This window comes from Listeria cossartiae subsp. cossartiae (assembly GCF_014224155.1).
Classification (GTDB): Bacteria; Bacillota; Bacilli; order Lactobacillales; family Listeriaceae; genus Listeria; species Listeria cossartiae.
Window position 1 is genome coordinate 457,574 of the sequence record NZ_JAASUI010000002.1, and the last position, 21,379, is coordinate 478,952.

General features: G+C 39.4%; 35 protein-coding genes. 34 read left to right on the plus strand and 1 reads right to left on the minus strand.

Going from position 1 to position 21,379, the window contains the following annotated elements; translation table 11 throughout:
• The first annotated feature begins 393 nt into the window (after positions 1–393).
• The 34 genes from pplA to HCJ30_RS09525 all read left to right on the plus strand — a co-directional run bounded on the left by pplA (position 394) and on the right by HCJ30_RS09525 (position 20,448).
• Complete coding sequence (pplA, locus tag HCJ30_RS09360) at positions 394–1,293, plus strand: extracellular electron transfer flavoprotein PplA (RefSeq protein WP_185391931.1); 900 nt, start codon at positions 394–396, stop codon at positions 1,291–1,293.
• A 163-nt stretch (positions 1,294–1,456) separates the two neighbouring features.
• Positions 1,457–2,539, plus strand: a complete 1,083-nt coding sequence (locus tag HCJ30_RS09365; protein ID WP_185391932.1) for an FAD:protein FMN transferase — start codon at positions 1,457–1,459, stop codon at positions 2,537–2,539.
• Between the two features lie 81 nt (positions 2,540–2,620).
• Positions 2,621–3,580, plus strand: a complete 960-nt coding sequence (gene menA / locus HCJ30_RS09370; protein WP_185391933.1) for a 1,4-dihydroxy-2-naphthoate polyprenyltransferase — start codon at positions 2,621–2,623, stop codon at positions 3,578–3,580.
• 19 nt (positions 3,581–3,599) lie between these two features.
• Positions 3,600–4,400: an FAD export ECF transporter transmembrane subunit FmnA gene (gene fmnA, locus HCJ30_RS09375; RefSeq protein ID WP_008948855.1), complete on the plus strand. Its 801-nt coding sequence runs from the start codon at positions 3,600–3,602 to the stop codon at positions 4,398–4,400.
• Between the two features lie 360 nt (positions 4,401–4,760).
• Positions 4,761–5,069 carry a 30S ribosomal protein S10 gene (rpsJ, locus tag HCJ30_RS09380; RefSeq protein WP_003720954.1) on the plus strand — a complete coding sequence of 103 codons (309 nt, stop codon included), beginning with the start codon at positions 4,761–4,763 and terminating at the stop codon, positions 5,067–5,069.
• Positions 5,070–5,103: 34 nt separating this feature from the next.
• On the plus strand, positions 5,104–5,733 hold the full coding sequence (gene rplC / locus HCJ30_RS09385; protein WP_003726733.1) for a 50S ribosomal protein L3: 630 nt from the start codon (positions 5,104–5,106) through the stop codon (positions 5,731–5,733).
• Positions 5,734–5,758: 25 nt separating this feature from the next.
• Positions 5,759–6,382 (plus strand): 50S ribosomal protein L4, encoded by a 624-nt coding sequence (gene rplD, locus HCJ30_RS09390; protein ID WP_003727695.1) that lies wholly within the window; start codon positions 5,759–5,761, stop codon positions 6,380–6,382.
• A complete protein-coding gene (gene rplW / locus HCJ30_RS09395) occupies positions 6,382–6,666 on the plus strand; it encodes a 50S ribosomal protein L23 (protein WP_003728540.1) in 285 nt (94 codons plus the stop codon). Before rplD ends, rplW begins: the two co-directional genes overlap by 1 nt.
• Before the next feature lie 40 nt (positions 6,667–6,706).
• The gene (gene rplB, locus HCJ30_RS09400) at positions 6,707–7,540 is read left to right on the plus strand and encodes a 50S ribosomal protein L2 (protein WP_003727696.1); all 834 of its coding nucleotides are present in this window, start codon (positions 6,707–6,709) and stop codon (positions 7,538–7,540) included.
• Positions 7,541–7,627: 87 nt separating this feature from the next.
• Complete coding sequence (rpsS, locus tag HCJ30_RS09405) at positions 7,628–7,906, plus strand: 30S ribosomal protein S19 (protein ID WP_185391934.1); 279 nt, start codon at positions 7,628–7,630, stop codon at positions 7,904–7,906.
• A gap of 20 nt (positions 7,907–7,926) precedes the next feature.
• Positions 7,927–8,283 (plus strand): 50S ribosomal protein L22, encoded by a 357-nt coding sequence (gene rplV, locus HCJ30_RS09410; protein ID WP_003727697.1) that lies wholly within the window; start codon positions 7,927–7,929, stop codon positions 8,281–8,283.
• Positions 8,284–8,286: 3 nt separating this feature from the next.
• Complete coding sequence (gene rpsC, locus HCJ30_RS09415; protein WP_003720944.1) at positions 8,287–8,943, plus strand: 30S ribosomal protein S3; 657 nt, start codon at positions 8,287–8,289, stop codon at positions 8,941–8,943.
• Positions 8,944–8,945: 2 nt separating this feature from the next.
• Entirely contained in the window at positions 8,946–9,380 is a 435-nt protein-coding gene (rplP, locus tag HCJ30_RS09420; RefSeq protein ID WP_003720943.1) for a 50S ribosomal protein L16, read from the plus strand.
• Positions 9,370–9,561, plus strand: a complete 192-nt coding sequence (gene rpmC, locus HCJ30_RS09425; protein WP_003720942.1) for a 50S ribosomal protein L29 — start codon at positions 9,370–9,372, stop codon at positions 9,559–9,561. The genes rplP and rpmC overlap by 11 nt, the downstream gene beginning before the upstream one ends.
• Positions 9,562–9,588: 27 nt before the next feature.
• Positions 9,589–9,852 carry a 30S ribosomal protein S17 gene (gene rpsQ, locus HCJ30_RS09430; RefSeq protein ID WP_008948849.1) on the plus strand — a complete coding sequence of 88 codons (264 nt, stop codon included), beginning with the start codon at positions 9,589–9,591 and terminating at the stop codon, positions 9,850–9,852.
• A 79-nt stretch (positions 9,853–9,931) separates the two neighbouring features.
• Positions 9,932–10,300, plus strand: coding sequence for a 50S ribosomal protein L14 (gene rplN / locus HCJ30_RS09435; protein ID WP_003723686.1), 369 nt, complete (start codon positions 9,932–9,934; stop codon positions 10,298–10,300).
• Between the two features lie 37 nt (positions 10,301–10,337).
• Complete coding sequence (gene rplX / locus HCJ30_RS09440) at positions 10,338–10,649, plus strand: 50S ribosomal protein L24 (protein WP_003728539.1); 312 nt, start codon at positions 10,338–10,340, stop codon at positions 10,647–10,649.
• 26 nt (positions 10,650–10,675) lie between these two features.
• Positions 10,676–11,215 (plus strand): 50S ribosomal protein L5, encoded by a 540-nt coding sequence (gene rplE / locus HCJ30_RS09445; RefSeq protein WP_003720938.1) that lies wholly within the window; start codon positions 10,676–10,678, stop codon positions 11,213–11,215.
• A 30-nt stretch (positions 11,216–11,245) separates the two neighbouring features.
• Positions 11,246–11,431, plus strand: coding sequence for a type Z 30S ribosomal protein S14 (locus HCJ30_RS09450; RefSeq protein ID WP_003723684.1), 186 nt, complete (start codon positions 11,246–11,248; stop codon positions 11,429–11,431).
• Between the two features lie 30 nt (positions 11,432–11,461).
• On the plus strand, positions 11,462–11,860 hold the full coding sequence (gene rpsH / locus HCJ30_RS09455; protein ID WP_003720937.1) for a 30S ribosomal protein S8: 399 nt from the start codon (positions 11,462–11,464) through the stop codon (positions 11,858–11,860).
• 30 nt (positions 11,861–11,890) lie between these two features.
• Positions 11,891–12,427 carry a 50S ribosomal protein L6 gene (gene rplF / locus HCJ30_RS09460; protein WP_008948847.1) on the plus strand — a complete coding sequence of 179 codons (537 nt, stop codon included), beginning with the start codon at positions 11,891–11,893 and terminating at the stop codon, positions 12,425–12,427.
• 39 nt (positions 12,428–12,466) lie between these two features.
• Entirely contained in the window at positions 12,467–12,826 is a 360-nt protein-coding gene (gene rplR / locus HCJ30_RS09465; protein ID WP_003739848.1) for a 50S ribosomal protein L18, read from the plus strand.
• 21 nt (positions 12,827–12,847) lie between these two features.
• Positions 12,848–13,351, plus strand: coding sequence for a 30S ribosomal protein S5 (gene rpsE / locus HCJ30_RS09470; protein ID WP_003723681.1), 504 nt, complete (start codon positions 12,848–12,850; stop codon positions 13,349–13,351).
• Positions 13,352–13,367: 16 nt separating this feature from the next.
• Complete coding sequence (gene rpmD, locus HCJ30_RS09475) at positions 13,368–13,547, plus strand: 50S ribosomal protein L30 (protein WP_003720933.1); 180 nt, start codon at positions 13,368–13,370, stop codon at positions 13,545–13,547.
• A 57-nt stretch (positions 13,548–13,604) separates the two neighbouring features.
• Entirely contained in the window at positions 13,605–14,045 is a 441-nt protein-coding gene (gene rplO, locus HCJ30_RS09480; RefSeq protein ID WP_003723680.1) for a 50S ribosomal protein L15, read from the plus strand.
• Entirely contained in the window at positions 14,045–15,340 is a 1,296-nt protein-coding gene (gene secY, locus HCJ30_RS09485) for a preprotein translocase subunit SecY (protein ID WP_185391935.1), read from the plus strand. The genes rplO and secY overlap by 1 nt, the downstream gene beginning before the upstream one ends.
• Before the next feature lie 59 nt (positions 15,341–15,399).
• Positions 15,400–16,047, plus strand: a complete 648-nt coding sequence (locus HCJ30_RS09490; protein ID WP_185391936.1) for an adenylate kinase — start codon at positions 15,400–15,402, stop codon at positions 16,045–16,047.
• Between the two features lie 387 nt (positions 16,048–16,434).
• Positions 16,435–16,653, plus strand: coding sequence for a translation initiation factor IF-1 (gene infA / locus HCJ30_RS09495; RefSeq protein ID WP_003720929.1), 219 nt, complete (start codon positions 16,435–16,437; stop codon positions 16,651–16,653).
• 103 nt (positions 16,654–16,756) lie between these two features.
• The gene (rpmJ, locus tag HCJ30_RS09500) at positions 16,757–16,870 is read left to right on the plus strand and encodes a 50S ribosomal protein L36 (RefSeq protein ID WP_003720928.1); all 114 of its coding nucleotides are present in this window, start codon (positions 16,757–16,759) and stop codon (positions 16,868–16,870) included.
• An 18-nt stretch (positions 16,871–16,888) separates the two neighbouring features.
• Positions 16,889–17,254, plus strand: coding sequence for a 30S ribosomal protein S13 (gene rpsM / locus HCJ30_RS09505; protein ID WP_003723677.1), 366 nt, complete (start codon positions 16,889–16,891; stop codon positions 17,252–17,254).
• Between the two features lie 22 nt (positions 17,255–17,276).
• A complete protein-coding gene (gene rpsK / locus HCJ30_RS09510) occupies positions 17,277–17,666 on the plus strand; it encodes a 30S ribosomal protein S11 (protein ID WP_003720926.1) in 390 nt (129 codons plus the stop codon).
• 109 nt (positions 17,667–17,775) lie between these two features.
• Entirely contained in the window at positions 17,776–18,720 is a 945-nt protein-coding gene (locus HCJ30_RS09515) for a DNA-directed RNA polymerase subunit alpha (RefSeq protein ID WP_003723676.1), read from the plus strand.
• A 16-nt stretch (positions 18,721–18,736) separates the two neighbouring features.
• On the plus strand, positions 18,737–19,144 hold the full coding sequence (gene rplQ, locus HCJ30_RS09520) for a 50S ribosomal protein L17 (RefSeq protein WP_003723675.1): 408 nt from the start codon (positions 18,737–18,739) through the stop codon (positions 19,142–19,144).
• A 209-nt stretch (positions 19,145–19,353) separates the two neighbouring features.
• A complete protein-coding gene (locus HCJ30_RS09525; RefSeq protein ID WP_185391937.1) occupies positions 19,354–20,448 on the plus strand; it encodes a DNA glycosylase AlkZ-like family protein in 1,095 nt (364 codons plus the stop codon).
• Between the two features lie 32 nt (positions 20,449–20,480).
• On the opposite strand, the gene HCJ30_RS09530 is transcribed toward HCJ30_RS09525, so the two are convergent.
• Entirely contained in the window at positions 20,481–21,371 is an 891-nt protein-coding gene (locus HCJ30_RS09530; protein ID WP_185391938.1) for an acetamidase/formamidase family protein, read from the minus strand.
• Between the last annotated feature and the right edge of the window lie 8 nt (positions 21,372–21,379).

The following is a 21,379-nucleotide window of genomic DNA, read 5'->3' on the forward strand; positions in this document are numbered from 1 at the left end:
TCCCCACAGTATTATTATAACCTATCATAGTTTAACAGAAACCTCCCACAAATGTCTAGATAGTAAAGAACAATTCTAATCTAAAATTTAAAAATAGGACTTTATACAAATGTTACATAATTAAACAGGCATAAAGTCCTTGTTTCGCATAGGTTGTTAGACATTTTTGTTTGCTATTTTGCGCAAAAAGGTTGGTTTTAGCCATCTTTTATACATCAATAGTCATTATTTTGAAAATTAGATGAATTATGTCTTTAGAATTACAGTAGACAAAACCGGACGCTGATGGTATCATTTGTATTGTAAAAGTGATATCGCTTTCGCAGACTATCGGTTTGTGTTCACGAAATCACAAACAAAGTTAATCAATAAAACAAAAGGTGGGAGCAAAACATGAAATTGAAAAAAGTAGCAATGGGTATTACCGTAGTAATGGCTTCAAGCTTATTACTAGTAGGTTGCGGTAGCAGTGACGACAGCAGCAAAGACAAGAAGAGCACAGACACAAAACAAACAGAAACAAAGAAAACAGCTAAAACTGATGGTACTATGACTGATGGTACTTACAAATTAGAAGAAAAGAATTTTGACGACAAAGGCTGGAAAGCTTTCATGTCAATCGAAGTTAAAGATGGTAAAATTACTAAAGCTAACTACGATTACAAAAACAAAGATGGCAAACTAAAATCTGAAGATGCAGATTACGAAAAAATGATGAAAGATAAAGTAGGTACTGGTCCTCAAGAATACTTGAAACAATTAAGCGATTCTTTAGTTAAAGGTCAATCCGCTTCATCTGTACAAGTAGTTTCAGGAGCAACTCATTCTTCTGACGCATTCATCAACTACGCTAACCAATTAATCCAAGCAGCTCAAAAAGCTGATACAACTACAATTTCCATCAACAACCTAGCTAAAATGGAAGATGGAACTTACAAATTAGAAGAACAAAACTACGCACATGGTTACCGTGTAGTGTTCAGCATGGACGTTAAAGATGGCAAAATCACTAAATCTGACTACAACTATGTTGACAAAGACGGCAAACTTAAATCAGACGACGCTGAATATGAGAAAAACATGAAAGCTAAATCTGGTACTGGTCCAAAAGAATACATCCCAGCACTTAACAAATCTCTTGTAGAAAAACAAGACGTTGCTGCAGTAGACACTGTTTCTGGTGCTACTAACTCTTCTAACCAATTCAAAATTTATGCAGCTCAACTTCAAAATGCTGCACAAAATGGCAACACTGACACAATTAAAGTTTACAACTTAGTAGAAGCTGAATAATCAGCACAATTAATGCACAAAACGGCTGGCCCTGATTTTCGGGGCTAGCCGATTTTTTTATCGAAAAAACAGAGGAATTAAGCCTTTTTACTATAGATTTATTCCTTTTTTTACGCTATAGTTATTCAAGTAAAGATCATGGATTAGAAAGGTGAAAAAGCTCATGAAAAAATGGAAAATAATATTTTCAGTTATCATATTAGCGCTCGTTGTATCAGCGTGCGGAAACTCCGGTAAAGAATCAAAAAGCGAACCAAGCGATTCTAAAAATTTAATGGATCAACCATATTCAAAAACAGACTTCCTAATGGGGACAGTTGTAACACTTAAAATTTATGACAAAGACAAAGAAGATGTCCTTGATAAAGGTTTCGACCGTATCAAAGACCTAGCTGCCAAAATTACTACAAGCGATTCAGGGAAAACTTCTGAAGTCGACAAAATCAATGAACAGGCAGGCAAAAAGCCAGTCAAAGTATCCGAAGACGTTTACTATTTAATCCAAGAAGGACTTAAATACTCGGAGAACTCTGGTGGTAGCTTCGACATCACTATCGGCCCATTAACTTCCTTGTGGCACATCGGTTTCTCTGACGCACGCAAACCATCGCAAGCAGAAATCGATGCAGTTTTACCATTAATCAACTACAAAGACGTTAAAATGAACGACAAAGATCGAACTGTCTACTTGGAAAAAGAAGGCATGGAGCTCGATTTAGGTGCCATTGCTAAAGGCTTCATTACCGATGAAACCTTAAAAGTATTCAAAGAAAATAAAGTAACAACCTCTATTATAGATTTAGGCGGAAACATTTACGTTCAAGGTAACAATCCGAACGGCAACAAATGGAATGTCGGAATTCAAGACCCATTCTCCCCACGTGGAAGTGTTATTGGGAAACTTCCTGAATCCAACATGTCCATCGTAACTTCTGGTATTTATGAACGTTACCTAGAAGTTGACGGAAAAACATATCATCACATTTTAGATCCAAAAACAGGCTATCCTTTTGATAACGACATTGCAGGGGTTTCAATCGTTTCTAAAAAATCGATTGACGGTGACGGCCTATCAACCGCTACTTTCTCCAAAGGGATTAAAGGCGGAATGGACTACATCGAACAATTCGACGGCGTAGATGCGATTTTCATTAGTAAAGAGAAGAAAGTATACGAAACATCTGGGCTAAAAGGTCAATTCGAATTAACGGACAAAGACTTCCAAATGGATACCGTGAAAAAATAAACTATTATTATAGAAGAAAGTGAGCAGAAATCCACGCGGACTCTGCTCACAATAAATTAGAAAAGGGGTTAAAAAAGGGATATGTCAATACCATCGTTTCTGAAGTTGGTTGAAATCCAAACGAAGATAGCTAGTGTGTTTCCGTTTATGTTAGGGACGCTATTCGTCGTTTATCAATACGATATGTTTAAACCAGTTGATACGCTAATATTTTTTGGTTCAATGTTGATTTTCGATTTAACGACTACTGCGATTAACAACTATATGGATTACCGCAAAGCGACAGATAATCATGATTACGATTACCGTACGACGAGCAATGTCATCGGTCAAGAACAGATTCCGGTACGCACGGTGATAATTACTATTTTTCTAATGTTCTTCATTGCAACCGGCTTAGGTGTCTGGTTGGTGTTCCGTACAGATTTATTAGTTCTTTTAATCGGCTTTGTTTGTTTTTGCATCGGTATTTTATATACGTTTGGCCCTGTGCCGCTTTCCCGCATGCCTCTAGGTGAAATTTTTTCAGGTGTGACTATGGGGTTCGGGATTTTCTTCTTAGCAGTATATGTGAACGCATACGATGCAGGAATTGCGAATTTACTTTGGCAAGGAGAAATGGTGACGATTCAGTTCAATCTAATAGAAATTATTCGGATAGGTGTGGTATCCTTACCATGTATTTTCACGATAGCGAACATCATGCTCGCGAATAACCTATGCGATTTAGATGAAGATATTAGAAATCACCGTTACACACTTCCTTACTATATAGGTAGAAAAATGGGCGTTCTATTATTTAACGCTTTATATTACGCTTCGTTTTTAGCTGTTATTATTTCGGTTGCAGTTGGTTTCCTAAGTCCAATCATGCTGCTATCAGTTGTAGCGATTTATCCGGTTTATCGTAACTTAGTTAAATTCAATAAAGAACAAGTAAAATCAAAAACATTTGTCATTGGTATTCGTAATTTCGTATTAATTAACGCCACGTTGACAATTCTAATGGCAGTGAGTGTCGTGTTTCAACAATTGACATGAGAAAAGGGGGCTTCTTTGAATGATAGAAAAACTAATACTAGGTCGTTTTGTTCCAGGGGAGTCCTTGATTCATGGTCTGGATGCACGAACAAAATTATTAGCTGGTTTTTATTATATCGGCATCTTGTTTTTAGCAAACAACTGGTGGACATATGCATTAATGGTTTTATTTACACTAATGATTGTCCAAATGACCGGCATTAAGCTAAAAGTTTTTATAAAAGGAGTAAAACCACTAATTTGGCTGATTTTATTTACGGTAGTCATGCAAGTGCTCTTCGCAAGCGGTGGCACGATTTACTTTGACTGGGGACCATTTACCATCTCCTCATTCGGGCTTCTAAACGGCGTGTTTGTATTTTTGCGCTTCGTCTTAATTATCATCATGTCGACGGTAATCACGCTGACAACAACGCCTATGAACCTAACAGATGCAATAGCTTATATCCTTCGTCCTTTTGCCGTGCTTAAAGTTCCTGTAAATGATATTGCGCTAATGATTTCCGTTGCGCTTCGCTTTATCCCGACGCTTATGGGAGAAACGGACAAAATTATGAAGGCGCAGCGAGCACGTGGCGTGGATTTCGGGGAAGGCAATCTATTTGAACAGATGAAAGTGGTTGTTCCGATTTTTATTCCGCTATTTGTTAGTTCGTTTAATAGGGCAGAGGAATTAGCGGACGCGATGGAGGCGAGGGGCTATCAAGGTGGCGAAGGGCGTACCCGGTTCCGAATTCTGCATTGGCATTTCGGAGATCTGATCGCAGCTTGTGTAATGATACTTTTAACAGTCGGCCTTGTATTATTAAGAACTACTTAAAAACATTCGATTTCAACGGATGTTTTTTCTTTTTGCAAAAAATCATTAAATGGCTCTATAATGCTATTTTCCAGCAATAAAAAACCGAGAATCTTCTATATAATAGCTCCTATGAAAATAACTTGAAACTTTTTTCGAAAAGCGGTTGATTACTGCCCCCAACCCGTGTATAATAGATAAAGTGCAAATGGACAGGCATTGGTCTGCCCTTTTGACAACGAGCACCCCGGTATTGCCGGGAATGCCCATGTGATGAAGTGAAAGGTTGCTGACACACCCGGCCGCTTTGCCATGGCGGATGTTCAGGTAATTTTCACGGAGAATGTCTACTTTAAAAGTAGGCGAAAAGGAGGGAAAGTAATGGCAAAACAAAAAATTCGTATTCGTTTAAAAGCGTATGATCACCGTATTTTGGATCAATCAGCAGAAAAGATCGTAGAAACAGCGAAACGCTCAGGTGCTTCCGTATCTGGTCCGATTCCACTTCCAACAGAGAAGTCAATCTACACAGTCTTGCGTGCGGTCCACAAATATAAAGATTCTCGTGAGCAATTCGAGATGCGTACACACAAACGTTTAATCGACATCGTTAATCCAACACCACAAACAGTTGATAGCTTGATGCGTTTAGACTTGCCAAGCGGTGTGGACATCGAAATCAAACTATAATAAGAATATATTAAATTAACAGGAGGTGTGACTCATGACCAAAGGAATCTTAGGTAGAAAAGTAGGGATGACACAAGTTTTCACTGAAAACGGCGAACTTATTCCAGTAACAGTAATCGAAGCAGCACAAAACGTGGTACTTCAAAAGAAAACTGTTGAAACTGACGGCTATGAAGCTGTACAAATCGGTTTCGAAGATAAGAGAGCAATTTTGTCAAACAAACCCGAACAAGGTCATGTAGCAAAAGCCAATACTACTCCTAAGCGCTTCATTCGCGAATTCCGCGATGTAAACTTAGACGAGTATGAGATTGGTGCAGAAGTAAAAGTAGACGTATTCGCAGAAGGTGACATCATCGACGCGACAGGCGTATCGAAAGGTAAAGGTTTCCAAGGTGTTATTAAACGCCACGGACAATCACGCGGCCCTATGGCCCACGGTTCCCGTTACCATCGTCGCCCAGGTTCAATGGGTCCAGTAGCACCTAACCGTGTTTTCAAAAATAAACTACTTCCAGGTCGTATGGGTGGAGAACAAATCACTATCCAAAACCTAGAAATCGTTAAAGTAGACGTTGAAAAGAACGTTCTTTTAGTAAAAGGTAACGTTCCAGGCGCTAAAAAAGCATTAGTTCAAATTAAAACTGCTACTAAAGCAAAATAATTCATTTGGAAAGGAGGACTAACGAATGCCAAAATTAAGCTTACTTAAACAAGATGGAACAAACGCTGGCGAAATTACTTTAAACGACACTGTTTTCGGTATCGAACCAAATGAAAAAGTTGTTGTTGACGTAATTTTGAGCCAACGTGCATCCCTACGTCAAGGGACTCACAAAGTAAAAAATCGTTCAGAAGTACGTGGTGGCGGACGTAAACCATGGCGTCAAAAAGGTACAGGTCGTGCCCGTCAAGGTTCAATCCGTTCCCCGCAATGGCGTGGCGGTGGTGTCGTATTCGGCCCAACACCTCGTTCATATGCTTACAAATTACCTAAGAAAGTTCGTCGTTTAGCGATTAAATCGATTCTTTCTTCTAAAGTTAATGAAGAAAAATTAGTTGTACTTGAAGGTTTGACTTTCGATGCACCTAAAACAAAAGAATTTGCGGCTTTTCTTAAAAATATCTCTGTAGATACTAAGGCACTAATCGTAGTTGCTGGTGAAAGTGAAAATGTAGAATTATCTGCACGCAACTTACAAGGCATTACAGTTATTCCGGCTGAAAGTATCTCAGTACTAGAAGTTGCTAAACATGATAAATTAATTATCACTAAAGCAGCTGTCGAAAAAGTAGAGGAGGTGCTCGCATAATGGATGCACGCGACATCATTAAGCGCCCAGTTGTAACTGAAGAATCTACAAGCATTCTCGACGATAAGAAATATACATTTGAAGTAGATACTCGCGCAACTAAAACGCAAGTAAAATACGCAATTGAAGAAATTTTCGACGTTAAAGTTGCTAAAGTAAACGTAATGAATTACAAAGGCAAACTTAAACGTATGGGCCGTTATGCAGGTTACACTAACAAACGTCGTAAAGCGATTGTTACTGTTACAGCTGACAGCAAAGAAATTCAATTCTTTGAAGTATAATTCGACTAACTTTAAATAAATCTAACGAGGAGGGGAAACAATGGCGATCAAAAAGTATAAACCTACCACTAACGGGCGCCGGCACATGACTAGTTCTGATTTCGCTGAGATTACTACAAGTACTCCAGAAAAATCTTTACTACGTCCTCTTAAAAAGAAAGCCGGACGCAATAACCAAGGTAAGTTAACTGTTCGTCATCACGGCGGTGGCCATAAACGCCAATACCGCGTGATTGATTTCAAACGTAACAAAGATGGTATTCCTGGACGCGTTGCAACGATCGAGTACGATCCAAACCGTTCTGCTAATATCGCTCTAATCAACTATGCTGATGGAGAAAAACGCTACATCATCGCAGCGAAAGGCCTTGAAGTAGGTCAAACAATTTATTCAGGAGCAGAAGCTGACATTAAAGTTGGTAATGCACTAGAATTAAAAGATATTCCAGTGGGTACTGTTATCCACAATATCGAAATGAAACCTGGTAAAGGTGGACAATTAGTACGTTCTGCTGGAACAAGTGCTCAAGTACTTGGTAAAGAAGGCAAATACGTATTAATCCGCTTAAACTCCGGTGAAGTTCGTATGATTCTTGCTACTTGCCGTGCTACAATCGGTCAAGTTGGTAACGAACAACATGAACTTATCAACATCGGTAAAGCAGGTCGTTCACGTTGGATGGGTAAACGCCCAACTGTTCGTGGATCTGTAATGAACCCGAACGATCACCCACACGGTGGTGGTGAAGGTAAAGCTCCAATCGGCCGTAAATCGCCAATGTCTCCATGGGGTAAACCAACTCTTGGATACAAAACACGTAAGAAAAACAACAACTCCGATAAATTTATCGTACGTCGCCGTAAGAAAAAATAATCGGATTAATAGATTGAATAAAATTGGTAGCAGGATAGCGAGGACATGCGTTCTCAGCTTCCTGACTATGCGAAGGGAGGTTCCGTCATGGGTCGTAGTTTGAAAAAAGGACCTTTTGTTGATGGCCACTTGATGAAGAAAGTGGACGCTGCAGCAGAAAGCGAAAAGAAACAAGTAATTAAAACTTGGTCTCGTCGCTCCACGATTTTCCCAACTTTTGTTGGACTAACAATCGCTGTATATGATGGACGTAAACACGTTCCTGTTTATGTTCAAGAAGATATGGTAGGACACAAACTGGGCGAATTCGCACCAACTCGTACGTACCGCGGTCATGCGGGCGACGATAAAAAAACTAAACGCTAATTTGAGAGGAGGATATCCTAATGGCAAGTGAAGTTACAAGCGCAAAAGCCGTTGCCAAAACGGTTCGTATTGCTCCTCGCAAAGCTAGAATCGTCATTGATTTAATTCGAGGCAAGCAAGTTGGCGAAGCAATTGCAATCTTGAAGTATACTCCAAGATCAGCTTCCCCAATTATTGAAAAAGTATTAAAATCTGCTATTGCTAACGCAGAGCATAACTATGATTTAGACATTAACAACCTTGTAGTAGAGGAAGCATTTGTTGACGAAGGTCCAACACTTAAACGTTTCCGTCCACGTGCACAAGGTCGTGCAAGTGCAATCAACAAACGTACTAGCCACATTACAGTTGTGGTATCTGAAGTGAAGGAGGGATAATTCGTGGGTCAAAAAGTACATCCAATAGGTATGCGTATCGGTGTCATCCGTGATTGGGACTCCAAATGGTACGCGGAAAAAGATTATGCGGACTTCTTACATGAAGATTTACGCATCCGTGATTACGTTGCAAAACGTCTATCTGACGCTTCTGTTTCTCGTGTAGAAATCGAACGTGCAGCTAACCGTGTGAATATCACTATTCATACTGCAAAACCTGGTATGGTTATCGGTAAAGGTGGTTCTGAAGTTGAAGCATTACGCAAAAACTTAAACGAACTTACTCAAAAACGTGTTCATATCAACATCGTAGAAATCAAACGTGCTGACCTAGACGCAAAATTGGTTGCTGAAAATATCGCTCGTCAATTGGAAGGTCGTGTATCTTTCCGTCGTGCGCAAAAACAAGCTATCCAACGTACTATGCGTGCTGGAGCAAAAGGTATCAAAACTCAAGTATCTGGTCGTCTTGGCGGAGCGGATATCGCTCGTGCTGAACACTATAGCGAAGGAACAGTACCTCTTCATACATTGCGTGCCGACATCGACTACGCATGGGAAGAAGCTGACACAACTTATGGTAAACTAGGCGTTAAAGTCTGGATCTACCGCGGTGAAGTCCTTCCTACGAAGAAAAACAATGTGGAAGGAGGAAAATAATAATGTTAGTTCCTAAACGTGTAAAATACCGTCGTGAATTCCGCGGAAACATGCGTGGACGCGCGAAAGGCGGAACTGAAGTTGCATTTGGTGAATATGGTCTTCAAGCAGTTGAAGCTTCTTGGATTACAAACCGTCAAATCGAAGCAGCTCGTATCGCAATGACTCGTTACATGAAACGTGGCGGTAAAGTTTGGATTAAAATTTTCCCTCATAAATCTTACACTTCTAAACCAATCGGGGTTCGGATGGGTAAAGGTAAAGGTGCTCCGGAAGGTTGGGTAAGCCCAGTCAAACGTGGCAAAATTATGTTTGAAATCGCAGGTGTTCCTGAAGATGTAGCGCGTGAAGCATTACGTCTAGCAGCACACAAACTGCCGGTCAAAACTAAGATCGTTAAACGTGAAGAAATTGGTGGTGAAGCAAATGAAAGCTAATGATATCCGTGATTTATCCACTACCGAAATCCAAGATCAAGAAAAAGCTTTGAAAGAAGAGCTCTTCAACCTGCGCTTTCAATTAGCTACTGGTCAATTAGAAAACACCGCACGTATTCGTGAGGTTCGTAAAGCAATTGCCCGTATGAAAACAATCGTTCGAGAAAGAGAACTTGCTTAAAAAAGAATCGTAAGGAGGTTTTAATACATGGCTGACCGTAACCAACGTAAAGTTTATACTGGTCGTGTTGTATCCGATAAAATGGATAAAACAATTACCGTGGTTGTTGAAACGTACAAGAAACATGGTTTGTACGGTAAACGCGTGAAGTATTCTAAAAAATTCAAAGCGCATGATGAAAATAACATTGCAAAAGCTGGCGATGTAGTTCGTATTTCCGAAACTCGTCCATTGTCTGCAACTAAACATTTCCGTTTACTAGAAGTTGTAGAAGAAGCAGTAATTATCTAAATCAAAAGTTAAAAATAGATTGTGAAAAGTTGCCGAGTGCAATTTTTCCGACCCGTTATTCTGGAAGGAGGGTGTCCTAATGATTCAACAAGAAAGTCGTATGAAAGTGGCTGATAACTCTGGTGCTCGTGAAGTTTTAACTATTAAAGTACTAGGTGGATCAGGACGCAAAACTGCTAACATTGGCGATGTTGTCGTGTGTACCGTTAAACAAGCAACACCAGGCGGCGTTGTCAAAAAAGGTGAAGTTGTTAAAGCAGTAATCGTTCGTACTAAGAGTGGAGCACGTCGTCAAGACGGTTCTTACATCAAGTTTGATGAAAATGCATGTGTCATTATCCGTGACGATAAAAGTCCTCGTGGAACACGTATTTTTGGACCTGTTGCTCGCGAACTTCGTGAAAACAACTTTATGAAGATCGTTTCTTTAGCTCCAGAAGTTCTTTAAAAAATAAGTTCCAAGAAATCAAGGAGGTGCTATACCAATGCATGTCAAAAAAGGTGATAAAGTAAAAGTTATTACTGGTAAAGATAAAGGCAAATCCGGCAAAGTGCTCGCAGCATTTCCGAAAAAGGATCGCGTACTTATCGAAGGAATCAATATGGTTAAAAAACATACAAAACCTTCCAACGTCAACCCGCAAGGCGGAATCTTGAATGTTGAAGCACCAATCCACGTTTCAAACGTAATGCTAATTGACCCTAAAACTGGCGAACCTACTCGTGTAGGATACGAAGTTAAAGGCGATAAAAAAGTACGCGTAGCAAAAAAATCCGGTGAAGTAATAGATAAATAATAGTCGTAGGAAGGAGGGAATATTACATGAATCGCCTTAAAGATCAATATCTTAAGGAAATTGTTCCTGCTTTAATGAGCAAATTCAATTATGACTCCGTAATGGAGGTTCCAAAAATAGATAAAATCGTAATCAACACTGGTGTTGGTGACGCTACAGCAAATGCGAAAGTTTTAGACAGTGCAGTTGAGGAGTTAGCTCTTATCACTGGTCAAAAACCTGTAATCACAAAAGCAAAAAATTCTATCGCTGGTTTCCGTCTTCGTGAAGGAATGCCAATCGGTGCTAAAGTAACTTTGCGTGGTGAACGCATGTATGATTTCTTAGATAAATTAGTTACTGTTTCACTTCCACGTGTTCGTGATTTCCGTGGCGTATCGAAAAAAGCTTTCGATGGTCGTGGTAACTATACGTTGGGTGTTAGAGAGCAACTTATTTTCCCTGAAATTGATTACGATCAAGTATCAAAAGTACGCGGTATGGACGTAGTAATCGTTACAACTGCCAAAAGTGATGAAGAATCTCATGAGTTACTAACTCAACTAGGGATGCCATTTCAAAAGTAATCAAAACTAATTTAGTAGGGAGGCGAAAACGTGGCTAAGAAATCCATGATCGCGAAGCAAAAACGTACACCTAAATACGCTGTTCAAGCATATACTCGTTGTGAACGTTGTGGTCGTCCACATTCCGTTATTCGCAAATTTAAATTATGCCGTATTTGTTTCCGTGAACTTGCCTATAAAGGTCAAATTCCCGGCGTGAAAAAAGCAAGCTGGTAAGAAAGAGTTTAAGGAAGGAGGGTATTATACATGGTGATGACAGATCCAATTGCAGATTTTCTAACTCGCATTCGTAATGCAAACATGGTTAAACATGATAAATTAGAACTGCCTGCATCCAAAATCAAAAAAGAAATTGCTGAAATATTGAAGCGTGAAGGTTTTATCCGTGACGTTGAATATATTGAAGATGACAATGCTGGAACAATCCGTGTTTTCTTAAAATATGGAGCGACTGGCGAACGTGTAATCACTGGTTTGAAACGTATCAGTAAACCAGGTTTACGTGTATATGCAAAATCAACTGAGGTGCCTAAAGTACTTAACGGTCTAGGTATCGCAATCGTGTCTACTTCCCAAGGTGTTTTAACCGACAAAGAAGCCCGTGCTAAACAAGTCGGCGGAGAAGTACTAGCATACGTTTGGTAAGAAAAAGTAAACCATAAGGAGGTGCAATAAATGTCCCGTATAGGTAAAAAAACTATTGTGATTCCTGCAGGTGTAACAGTTACACTTAATGGATCAACAGCAACAGTTAAAGGTCCTAAAGGTGAACTTGTAAAAGAGTTCAACCCAGAAATTACTATTAAAATCGAAGGCAACGAAATTAACGTTTCTCGCCCGTCTGATAATAAAAACCACCGTGCACTTCATGGTACAACTCGTGCTATTCTTAATAACATGGTTGTCGGAGTTTCCGAGGGTTATGAAAAGAAATTAGAACTTATCGGTGTTGGTTACCGTGCGCAAAAACAAGGCGACAAGCTTGTTCTTAACGTAGGGTACTCTCATCCAGTAGAGTTTGTTGCTCCTAAAGGCGTAGATATTGAAGTTCCTGCAAACACACAAGTGATTGTTAAAGGATACAACAAAGAACACGTTGGCGAGTTAGCTGCAAACATTCGTGCCGTACGTCCACCAGAGCCATATAAAGGTAAAGGTATTCGTTACGAAGGCGAACATGTACGCCGTAAAGAAGGTAAAACTGGTAAATAATGCCGCTTAATTAGGCAAATGAGAGAAGAGGTGAGTCGTGTGATTACCAAAATCGACAAAAATAAAGTACGTAAAAAAAGACATGCTCGTGTTCGTTCTAAGATTTCTGGAACTGAAAGTCGTCCACGTTTAAACGTATTCCGTTCAAACAAAAACATTTATGCTCAAATTATTGATGATGTAAATGGTGTGACACTTGCAAGTGCGTCTAATTTAGATAAAGATTTCGGTTCTGCTGAATCCAAAGTTGATGCAGCAAGCAAAGTTGGCGAACTAGTTGCTAAACGTGCTTCCGAAAAAGGTATTACTTCTGTCACTTTTGACCGTGGAGGATACTTATATCATGGCCGCGTGAAAGCTCTTGCTGAAGCAGCTCGCGAAAATGGACTAGAATTTTAATAAGAAGGAGGGACATATTACATGCCTGAGCAAATTGATGGAAACAAATTAGATTTAGAAGAACGCGTTGTTACAATCAACCGTGTTGCTAAAGTAGTTAAAGGTGGACGTCGTTTCCGTTTCACAGCACTTGTTGTTGTTGGAGACAAAAATGGTCATGTTGGTTTCGGTACTGGTAAAGCGCAAGAAGTTCCAGATGCTATCCGTAAAGCTGTTGAGGATGCTAAAAAGAACATGGTGCTTGTACCAACTGTAGACACAACTATTCCACACACTGTAGTCGGACATTTTGGTGGCGGAGAAATTCTTCTTAAACCTGCTAGTGCCGGTTCTGGTGTAACTGCTGGTGGTCCCGTTCGTGCGGTCCTAGAACTTGCCGGTGTTGCTGATGTATCTTCCAAATCGCTTGGATCTAATACACCAATTAACATGGTTCGTGCTACAATCGACGGAATTAAACAACTGAAAAACGCTGAAGATGTTGCGAAACTTCGTGGCAAAACAGTAGAAGAATTGTTAGGATAAGGAGGGAATTATCATTATGGCGAAGTTAGAAATTACTCTAAAACGTAGCTTAATCGGACGCCCTCAACCACAACGCAAAACTGTTCAAGCATTAGGTCTTGGTAAAACAAATTCTGTAGTGGTTAAAGAAGATAATCCTGCAATTCGTGGGATGATCACTAAAGTAAGTCATTTAGTGGACGTCAAAGAAGTTTAAGCTTAAAAATAATTATGCAATTTGATAGAATTTGTTAAATAGGAGGAGGTGCTTGACATGAAACTACATGAACTTAAGCCTTCAGAAGGTTCTCGTAAAGAACGTAATCGTGTTGGTCGTGGAACAGGCTCTGGTAACGGCAAAACTTCAGGACGCGGTCATAAAGGACAAAAAGCTCGTTCTGGTGGTGGCGTACGTTTAGGTTTTGAAGGTGGACAACTTCCACTTTTCCGTCGTATTCCAAAACGTGGATTCACAAATATCAACCGTAAAGAATTTGCTATCGTGAACTTAGATGTTTTAAACCGCTTTGAAGATGGTACAGAAGTAACGCCAGAACTTTTAGTTGAAACTGGAATTATTCGTAACGAAAAATCCGGAATCAAGATTTTATCTAATGGAAATATCGAGAAAAAACTTACTGTGAAAGCGAACAAATTCTCTGCAGCTGCTAAAGAAGCAATTGAAGCAGCTGGCGGAAAAACTGAGGTGATCTAATGTTTCAAACGTTAGTTAACTTCTTCAAAGTAGCAGACATCCGTAAAAAAATACTATTTACATTAGCAATGCTAGTTATTTTCCGTATTGGTACATTCGTGCCAGTACCGGGAGTTAACGCAGCAGCACTACAATCTAGTATGGATGGCGGTATTTTGGGGTTCTTAAATACATTTAATGGTGGGGCTTTAAAAAACTTCTCAATTTTTGCCATGGGTGTAATGCCTTACATTACATCTTCCATTATTGTTCAGTTACTTCAAATGGACGTTGTTCCTAAATTGACTGAGTGGTCTAAGCAAGGGGAAATGGGTCGTAAAAAACTCAATCAACTTACTAGATACATGACAATCGGACTTGGTTTAGTTGAAGCTTTCGGTATGGCATACGGGTTTAACCGCATGTCAGCAGCTGGCCTAGTTATTGAACCTTCCATAGGTAGATATGCAATTATCGCTGTTGTATTAACTACTGGTACAATGTTCTTAATGTGGTTAGGGGAGCAAATCACTGTTAAAGGTGTTGGTAATGGTGTTTCCATCATTATCTTTGCAGGTATCGTTGCTCGTATTCCTGATGGAGTACGTCAATTATATGTTTCGCAAATCGAAAACGCTGGTGATCAACTTTTCCTACATGTTCTGACATTAGTTGGTGTAGGGGTTGCGATTTTAGCTATTGTTGTAGCTGTAATCTTCTTCCAACAAGCATTACGTAAAATTCCAATTCAATACTCTAAACGTGTAGCAGGAGCAAAACAATCGGGCGCGCAAGCAACGCACTTGCCGTTAAAACTTAACTCTGCCGGAGTTATCCCAGTTATCTTTGCAAGTGCATTTATTATTACACCGCAAACCATTCTTACTTTCTTTGATCAAAGTAACGATGTTGTAAAAGTATTGAAAGACGTGTTTGATTACACAAAACCAATTGGTATGATTTTATATGTTGCACTAATTGTTGCTTTCACTTATTTCTATGCTTTCATTCAAGTGAACCCTGAGAAAGTTGCAGACAACTTGAAAAAGCAAGGTGGGTATATTCCTAGTAAACGTCCTGGTCGGGAAACACAAGCTTATCTTACATCGGTACTTTACCGACTAACATTTGTTGGTGCAATTTTCCTTTCAGCGGTTGCTATACTTCCAACTATCGGTACTACTGTGTTTAGTTTACCGCAGTCGTTAGCCGTTGGTGGTACAAGCCTACTAATTGTTATCGGGGTAGCATTAGATACTACGAAACAACTCGAAGGACAACTTGTAAAAAGGAACTATCGGGGATTTATCAAATAACACGCAGTTCTTGTTAGGGATTCCTAGCAGGAGCTAGCGCGTAATAAGGGGCGAAACAGTTGAAATTAGTATTAATGGGACTGCCCGGCGCCGGAAAAGGCACACAAGCGGAACAGATTGTTGAGAAATACAACATTCCTCATATTTCCACTGGAGATATGTTCCGAGCAGCTATGAAAAATAACACAGAGTTAGGACGCAAGGCTAAATCCTTTATGGATAACGGCGATCTTGTTCCTGACGAAGTAACAAATGGTATCGTTCGTGAACGTTTAGCCGAAGATGATGCTAAGGATGGCTTCTTGCTTGATGGTTTTCCGCGTACGGTGGAACAAGCAGAAGAGCTTGAAAATATTCTACGTGATTTAGGAACAGAACTTGATGCTGTCATTAACATTGACGTTGAAAAAGATGTTTTAATGAAACGTCTTACCGGTCGCTGGATTTGCCGGACTTGCGGTAAAACTTACCACGAAATTTACAACCCACCGAAAGTTGCTGGGAAATGTGATTTAGATGGTGGAGAACTATACCAACGCGAGGACGACAAGAAAGAAACCGTTGAAAATCGACTAAATGTAAATATGAAACAGACCAAGCCGCTTCTTGATTTTTACTCCGAAAAGGGTAAACTTCATAGCATAAACGGCGAGCAAGATATTAATGACGTTTTTGTAGATGTGGAAAAAATTCTTGCTTCTTTTTGAGGAGTGAGCTGTGCTGAAATCACTGTCAAAATCAATGCGTGCAAATTAGATTAGTTTGTAGTATAATGGATAATTGGCAGTGGAATTAAAGGCATCTATGCAAATCATGATGAACGAGAGAACCGTTTGAAGATCATCCGAATGACGTATATGTTCTACCCTGACCTGTTCCACCGCAATGCTTTTGCGAGTGACAGTTCTTCTGGTTTTTACGGATTTCACTTTTACAGGTTGTCTGAAAAGCTGGCGAAATGTGTTGCCTTTTAATGAAGTGCATCCATTTTTGCATGTTTTACGTTTTTTTCATGTAAGAGAAATAGTTACACTGAAAGGATTAGGCCTGCATCAGGAACAAATCCAAGAATACAAGAAGGAGGTAGCAAACATATGGCAAAGGAAGATGTTATTGAAGTAGAAGGCGTAGTACAAGAAACTCTACCAAACGCGATGTTCAATGTTGAACTCGAAAATGGTCATAAAGTACTGGCAACTGTTTCTGGTAAAATCCGTATGCATTACATTCGTATTTTACCTGGAGATAAAGTGACAGTAGAGCTTTCTCCATACGACCTGACACGCGGAAGAATTACTTATCGTTTTAAATAATTTGCACTCCGAAATTGAATTTATATACCGGTCTGGTTTATCCAGCTTTGAAATTATCGGTTTATAGAGACATTTTCTCTAATAAACAAGGAGGTATATCTATATGAAAGTAAGACCATCAGTGAAACCTATGTGCGAAAAATGTAAAGTTATTCGTCGTAAAGGTAAAGTAATGGTAATTTGTGAAAATCCAAAACATAAACAAAAACAAGGATAAGAGGAGGTGCTTAAGTAAATGGCACGTATTGCAGGTGTGGACGTTCCACGTGAAAAACGTATTGTTATTTCCCTGACTTACATTTATGGTATCGGTAAACAAACAGCTAAAGAAGTTCTTGCTGAAGCTGGCGTTTCTGAAGATACTCGTACTCGTGATTTAACTGAAGAAGAGCTAGGTAAAATCCGTGAAATCTTAGACCGTATTAAAGTTGAAGGTGACCTTCGTCGTGAAGTAAACTTAAACATTAAACGTCTAATCGAAATCGGTTCTTACCGTGGCATGCGTCACCGTCGTGGACTTCCAGTTCGCGGACAAAATACAAAAAATAATGCCCGTACTCGTAAAGGCCCGTCCAAAACAGTAGCAGGCAAAAAGAAATAATAGTAAAGGAGGTAGTTAGTGAATGGCTCGTAAAACAAATACTCGTAAACGCCGTGTGAAAAAGAATATCGAATCTGGTATTGCACACATTCGTTCTACATTTAATAATACGATCGTAATGATTACTGACACACATGGTAATGCTTTAGCTTGGTCAAGTGCAGGTTCTCTAGGATTTAAAGGTTCTCGTAAATCTACTCCTTTCGCAGCGCAAATGGCAGCTGAAAGTGCAGCAAAATCAGCACAAGAACATGGTTTAAAAACATTAGAAGTAACTGTTAAAGGTCCTGGTTCAGGTCGTGAAGCGGCTATCCGTGCACTACAAGCAGCTGGTCTTGAAGTAACAGCTATTAAAGATGTAACTCCAGTTCCACATAACGGATGTCGTCCTCCAAAACGTCGTCGCGTATAAGTGGTCGTTTTCTTTTGCCAATAGTAGATTTTTACTGTCTTAACTATCAAGGCAGAGAGTTTGACATAAAGACTGATATTCTAGACGTTTTGAAGGAGGGTAAATTTGAATGATCGAAATTGAAAAGCCAAAAATCGAGACGATTGAGATCAGCGATGATGCCAAGTATGGAAAGTTTGTTGTAGAGCCACTTGAGCGTGGATATGGTACAACTTTGGGTAACTCCTTACGTCGTATTCTATTATCTTCTCTTCCAGGTGCAGCAGTAACCTCTATCCAAATTGATGGAGCTTTACATGAGTTTTCTGTAATTGAAGGTGTAGTAGAAGATGTAACAACCATGATTTTAAATATCAAAAAACTTGCACTAAAAATCTATTCTGATGAAGAAAAAACATTAGAAATCGATATGCAAGGTCCTGGTGTAGTAACTGCAGCTGACATTAATTATGACAGCGACGTTGAGATTTTAAATCCCGACTTACACATTGCTACATTAAGTGATAATGCTAAATTTCATGTGCGTTTAAATGCGACTCGTGGTCGTGGTTACACACCTGCTGATCAAAATAAACGCGAAAATATGCCAATTGGTGTACTTCCAGTCGATTCAATTTTTTCACCGGTTATCCGTGTGAACTATCAAGTGGAAAATACACGTGTTGGACAATCAACTAATTATGATAAGCTTACGTTTGATGTGTTAACTGACGGAAGTATCAGCCCAGAAGAAGCAGTTTCACTTGGAGCTAAAATTCTTTCTGAGCATTTAAGTATCTTCGTTAACTTAACAGATGAAGCACAAAAAGCTGAAATTATGATTGAAAAAGAAGAAAGCCATAAAGAGAAAGTGCTTGAAATGACTATTGAAGAATTAGACTTGTCTGTTCGTTCATATAATTGTTTAAAACGCGCTGGAATCAATACAGTACAGGAACTTGCTGACAAATCCGAAGACGATATGATGAAAGTCCGTAACTTGGGCCGTAAATCGCTTGAGGAAGTTAAAGTAAAACTGGCTGACCTTGGCTTATCTCTAAGAAACGAAAACTGATAAAGGAGGCAATTCCATGGGTTACAGAAAATTAGGTCGTACAAGCTCACAACGTAAAGCATTACTACGTGATCTTGCAACGGATTTAATCGTATTTGAACGTATTGAAACAACAGAAGCTCGCGCTAAAGAGATTCGTAAAGTTGTTGAAAAACTAATCACTTCTGGGAAAAAAGGAGACTTGCACGCTCGTCGTCAAGCAGCTGCTTTCATCCGTCATGAAGTTGTAGAAGTAGTACAAGTAGATGCTAAAGGTAAAGATGGTTCTACTGTGAAGAAAAACCGTCCTGTATACGCTCTACAAAAACTATTTGATGATGTTGCTCCACGTTACGCGGAACGTCAAGGTGGTTACACTCGTATCTTGAAAAAAGGTCCACGTCGCGGTGACGGCGCACCAATGGTTATTATTGAATTAGTTTAATAATAAAACGTTTAAAGCAAGTGGAGTGTCATGATATGGGGACTTCGTGTTTCCTTGTCTAGCTCTGTGTTTCCTAGTCTATTTAATCGTAGGCTAGGAGGCAGGCTTTTTTTGTTTGACCTGTTATCTTTGGATAGCAGGTCTTTTTTTCTTGCCTTTATACTGGAAACCATCTATAGTAAATCCCAAAGATAAGAGGAGGCCGAAGAATGCGCTCGTTAACTAACTCGCAAATCATCCACAATAGACTACATAATTCCGGTTTACTACAAACCAAATTCGCTAACGCTGAGGAGGCAACTCGTGCGTTATTTGGCATACAGTCGCAGTACCAACAATTTGGTGAGATCAGTTTGTTTAATCGTGTAGATAATTTAACAAAAGAAAATTTGCAAATTACCTATGATAAAAATGAATTAATCAAAATCTGGGGCCAAAGAATGACTGTTCATATGTTTGCGCCAGATGATTGGTTTTATGTGCATGATGTATATGCTAATAAAAACAATTGGTCACGAAAGCATACAGAGTCGTTAGGGCGCGATTTGGACGACCTTTTGGCAGAAATGGAAGAATTACTCTTGCGTGAGGATAAAGTGCCTAAAGAGGCTTTTGCGGCGTTATTTGGTGATCAAGCAAAAGAGTTGATGACTTGGGGTGGCGTTTTTATTCAAGGTTCGCTAGATGGTAAACTTTTTTGTGTTCCTGAAGCTCCTAAAACGAAATTTTATAGTCATCGCAGTCGCATTAGTGCAGAGTCCCATGAAGAGTGGCTGAATATCGAGCGAGATCAAACTGGCCTTGAAACAATGATTGATCGTTATTTTAGTGCGTACGGACCAGCAACGATTCAGGATTTTAAACATTGGAGTGGTTTGCGTAATAGCGAATACATGCCAACTCTCGAAAAACAGCTTACAAACTATTTTTGCTACATTGGTGAAGACGGAAAGACCTATTATAGCAAAACAGAAACTCGTTCAGAGCTGGAAATGGATACGCCTTTACTACTAGGGAAATTCGATCCGCTTTTTGTTAGTTATGCGAAAAAGAACTGGCTGGCAAACGAAAAAGAAACGAGCTTGATTTGGCGGATTGCTGGGCAGATTGAAGCTGTACTAATAATTAATGGGCAATTTATCGGAACATGGAGATATAAAGTGACCGGTAGCAAAATTATTTTTCATTTTTATCTCAGTAAAAAGCTAACTAAAAAAAGCCAAAAAACAGTAGAAATAGAGGCAATGAAGCTCGCGGAATTCCTTCATAAGAACTATCAAGGAAGTATTTTCGAGCAAATATAAAAGAGAAACCCCACTATATCGGGGTTTCTCTTTTATAAAAACGGCATTTCTGGAAAATAATCTAAAGGTAATTTGATGCTTGTAGTGATATTTGGCTTGCATAATTTGCAGACTTGGAAATCGGCTTGAAGAGAAATTAAGAACATCGCGTCTTCGGTTGTCATTAAGTCCGATTCCGTAAGTAAAGTTATCATATTACGCATCGTTTTTTGCGTAGCTTTTTCGATAGTGAGATCTGAAGCTAGGCAAATTAAATGGTGGTTATGAATAATTGTCGGAGTTGGCGCGGTCCGATTTTTAAGAATTTGCAGTCGTAAAGTGACTTCTGCTGGCGCCTCGGCACTAGTTGCTGTTGTTTTTCCAAAGCCAGTTGTTGCCCGAACATTGCCGACATGGAGAGAAGCGCCAAATTTATCGACGGGTAAAAAGATTGTTGCGCCCTCGGTGATTTCAGAAGAATCGAGTATGCCGCCGTTTTTTGTAGGTAATTTAGATGTGTTTAATGATTCTGTTTTTAGTAAACCAATTGTTTTCTTTATTGGAATATGAATATCGTCTGAATAAACAATGTGGTTATTTTCCACTGGGTAGCGTCGTGTACAATTACTTGTTAATAAGTCGTCCGTTATACCAATATTTGGTCCATTTAGCAAAAAGACCTCCGTCCCTAGGAGCTCAATTTTTTCAATTGTAATAGCTAATAAATCCCCTGGTCGTGCTTCTTCAATATAGATTGGTCCGGTAGTAGGCGAAAATTGCTTCCAATCTAGTTCCCCGTAATGAAGTTGCTCGTTGTGAATTTGGCCGTTGAAGTAGTCTTTTGTTTTTATTTTTACTACAGAACCGTCCTTCACTGTAATCACAGGTTTCGTTGATTTCTCCATCTCGAAAATCGAACGCTCTGAGGTTACAAAGTTTTTCATTTCATCCC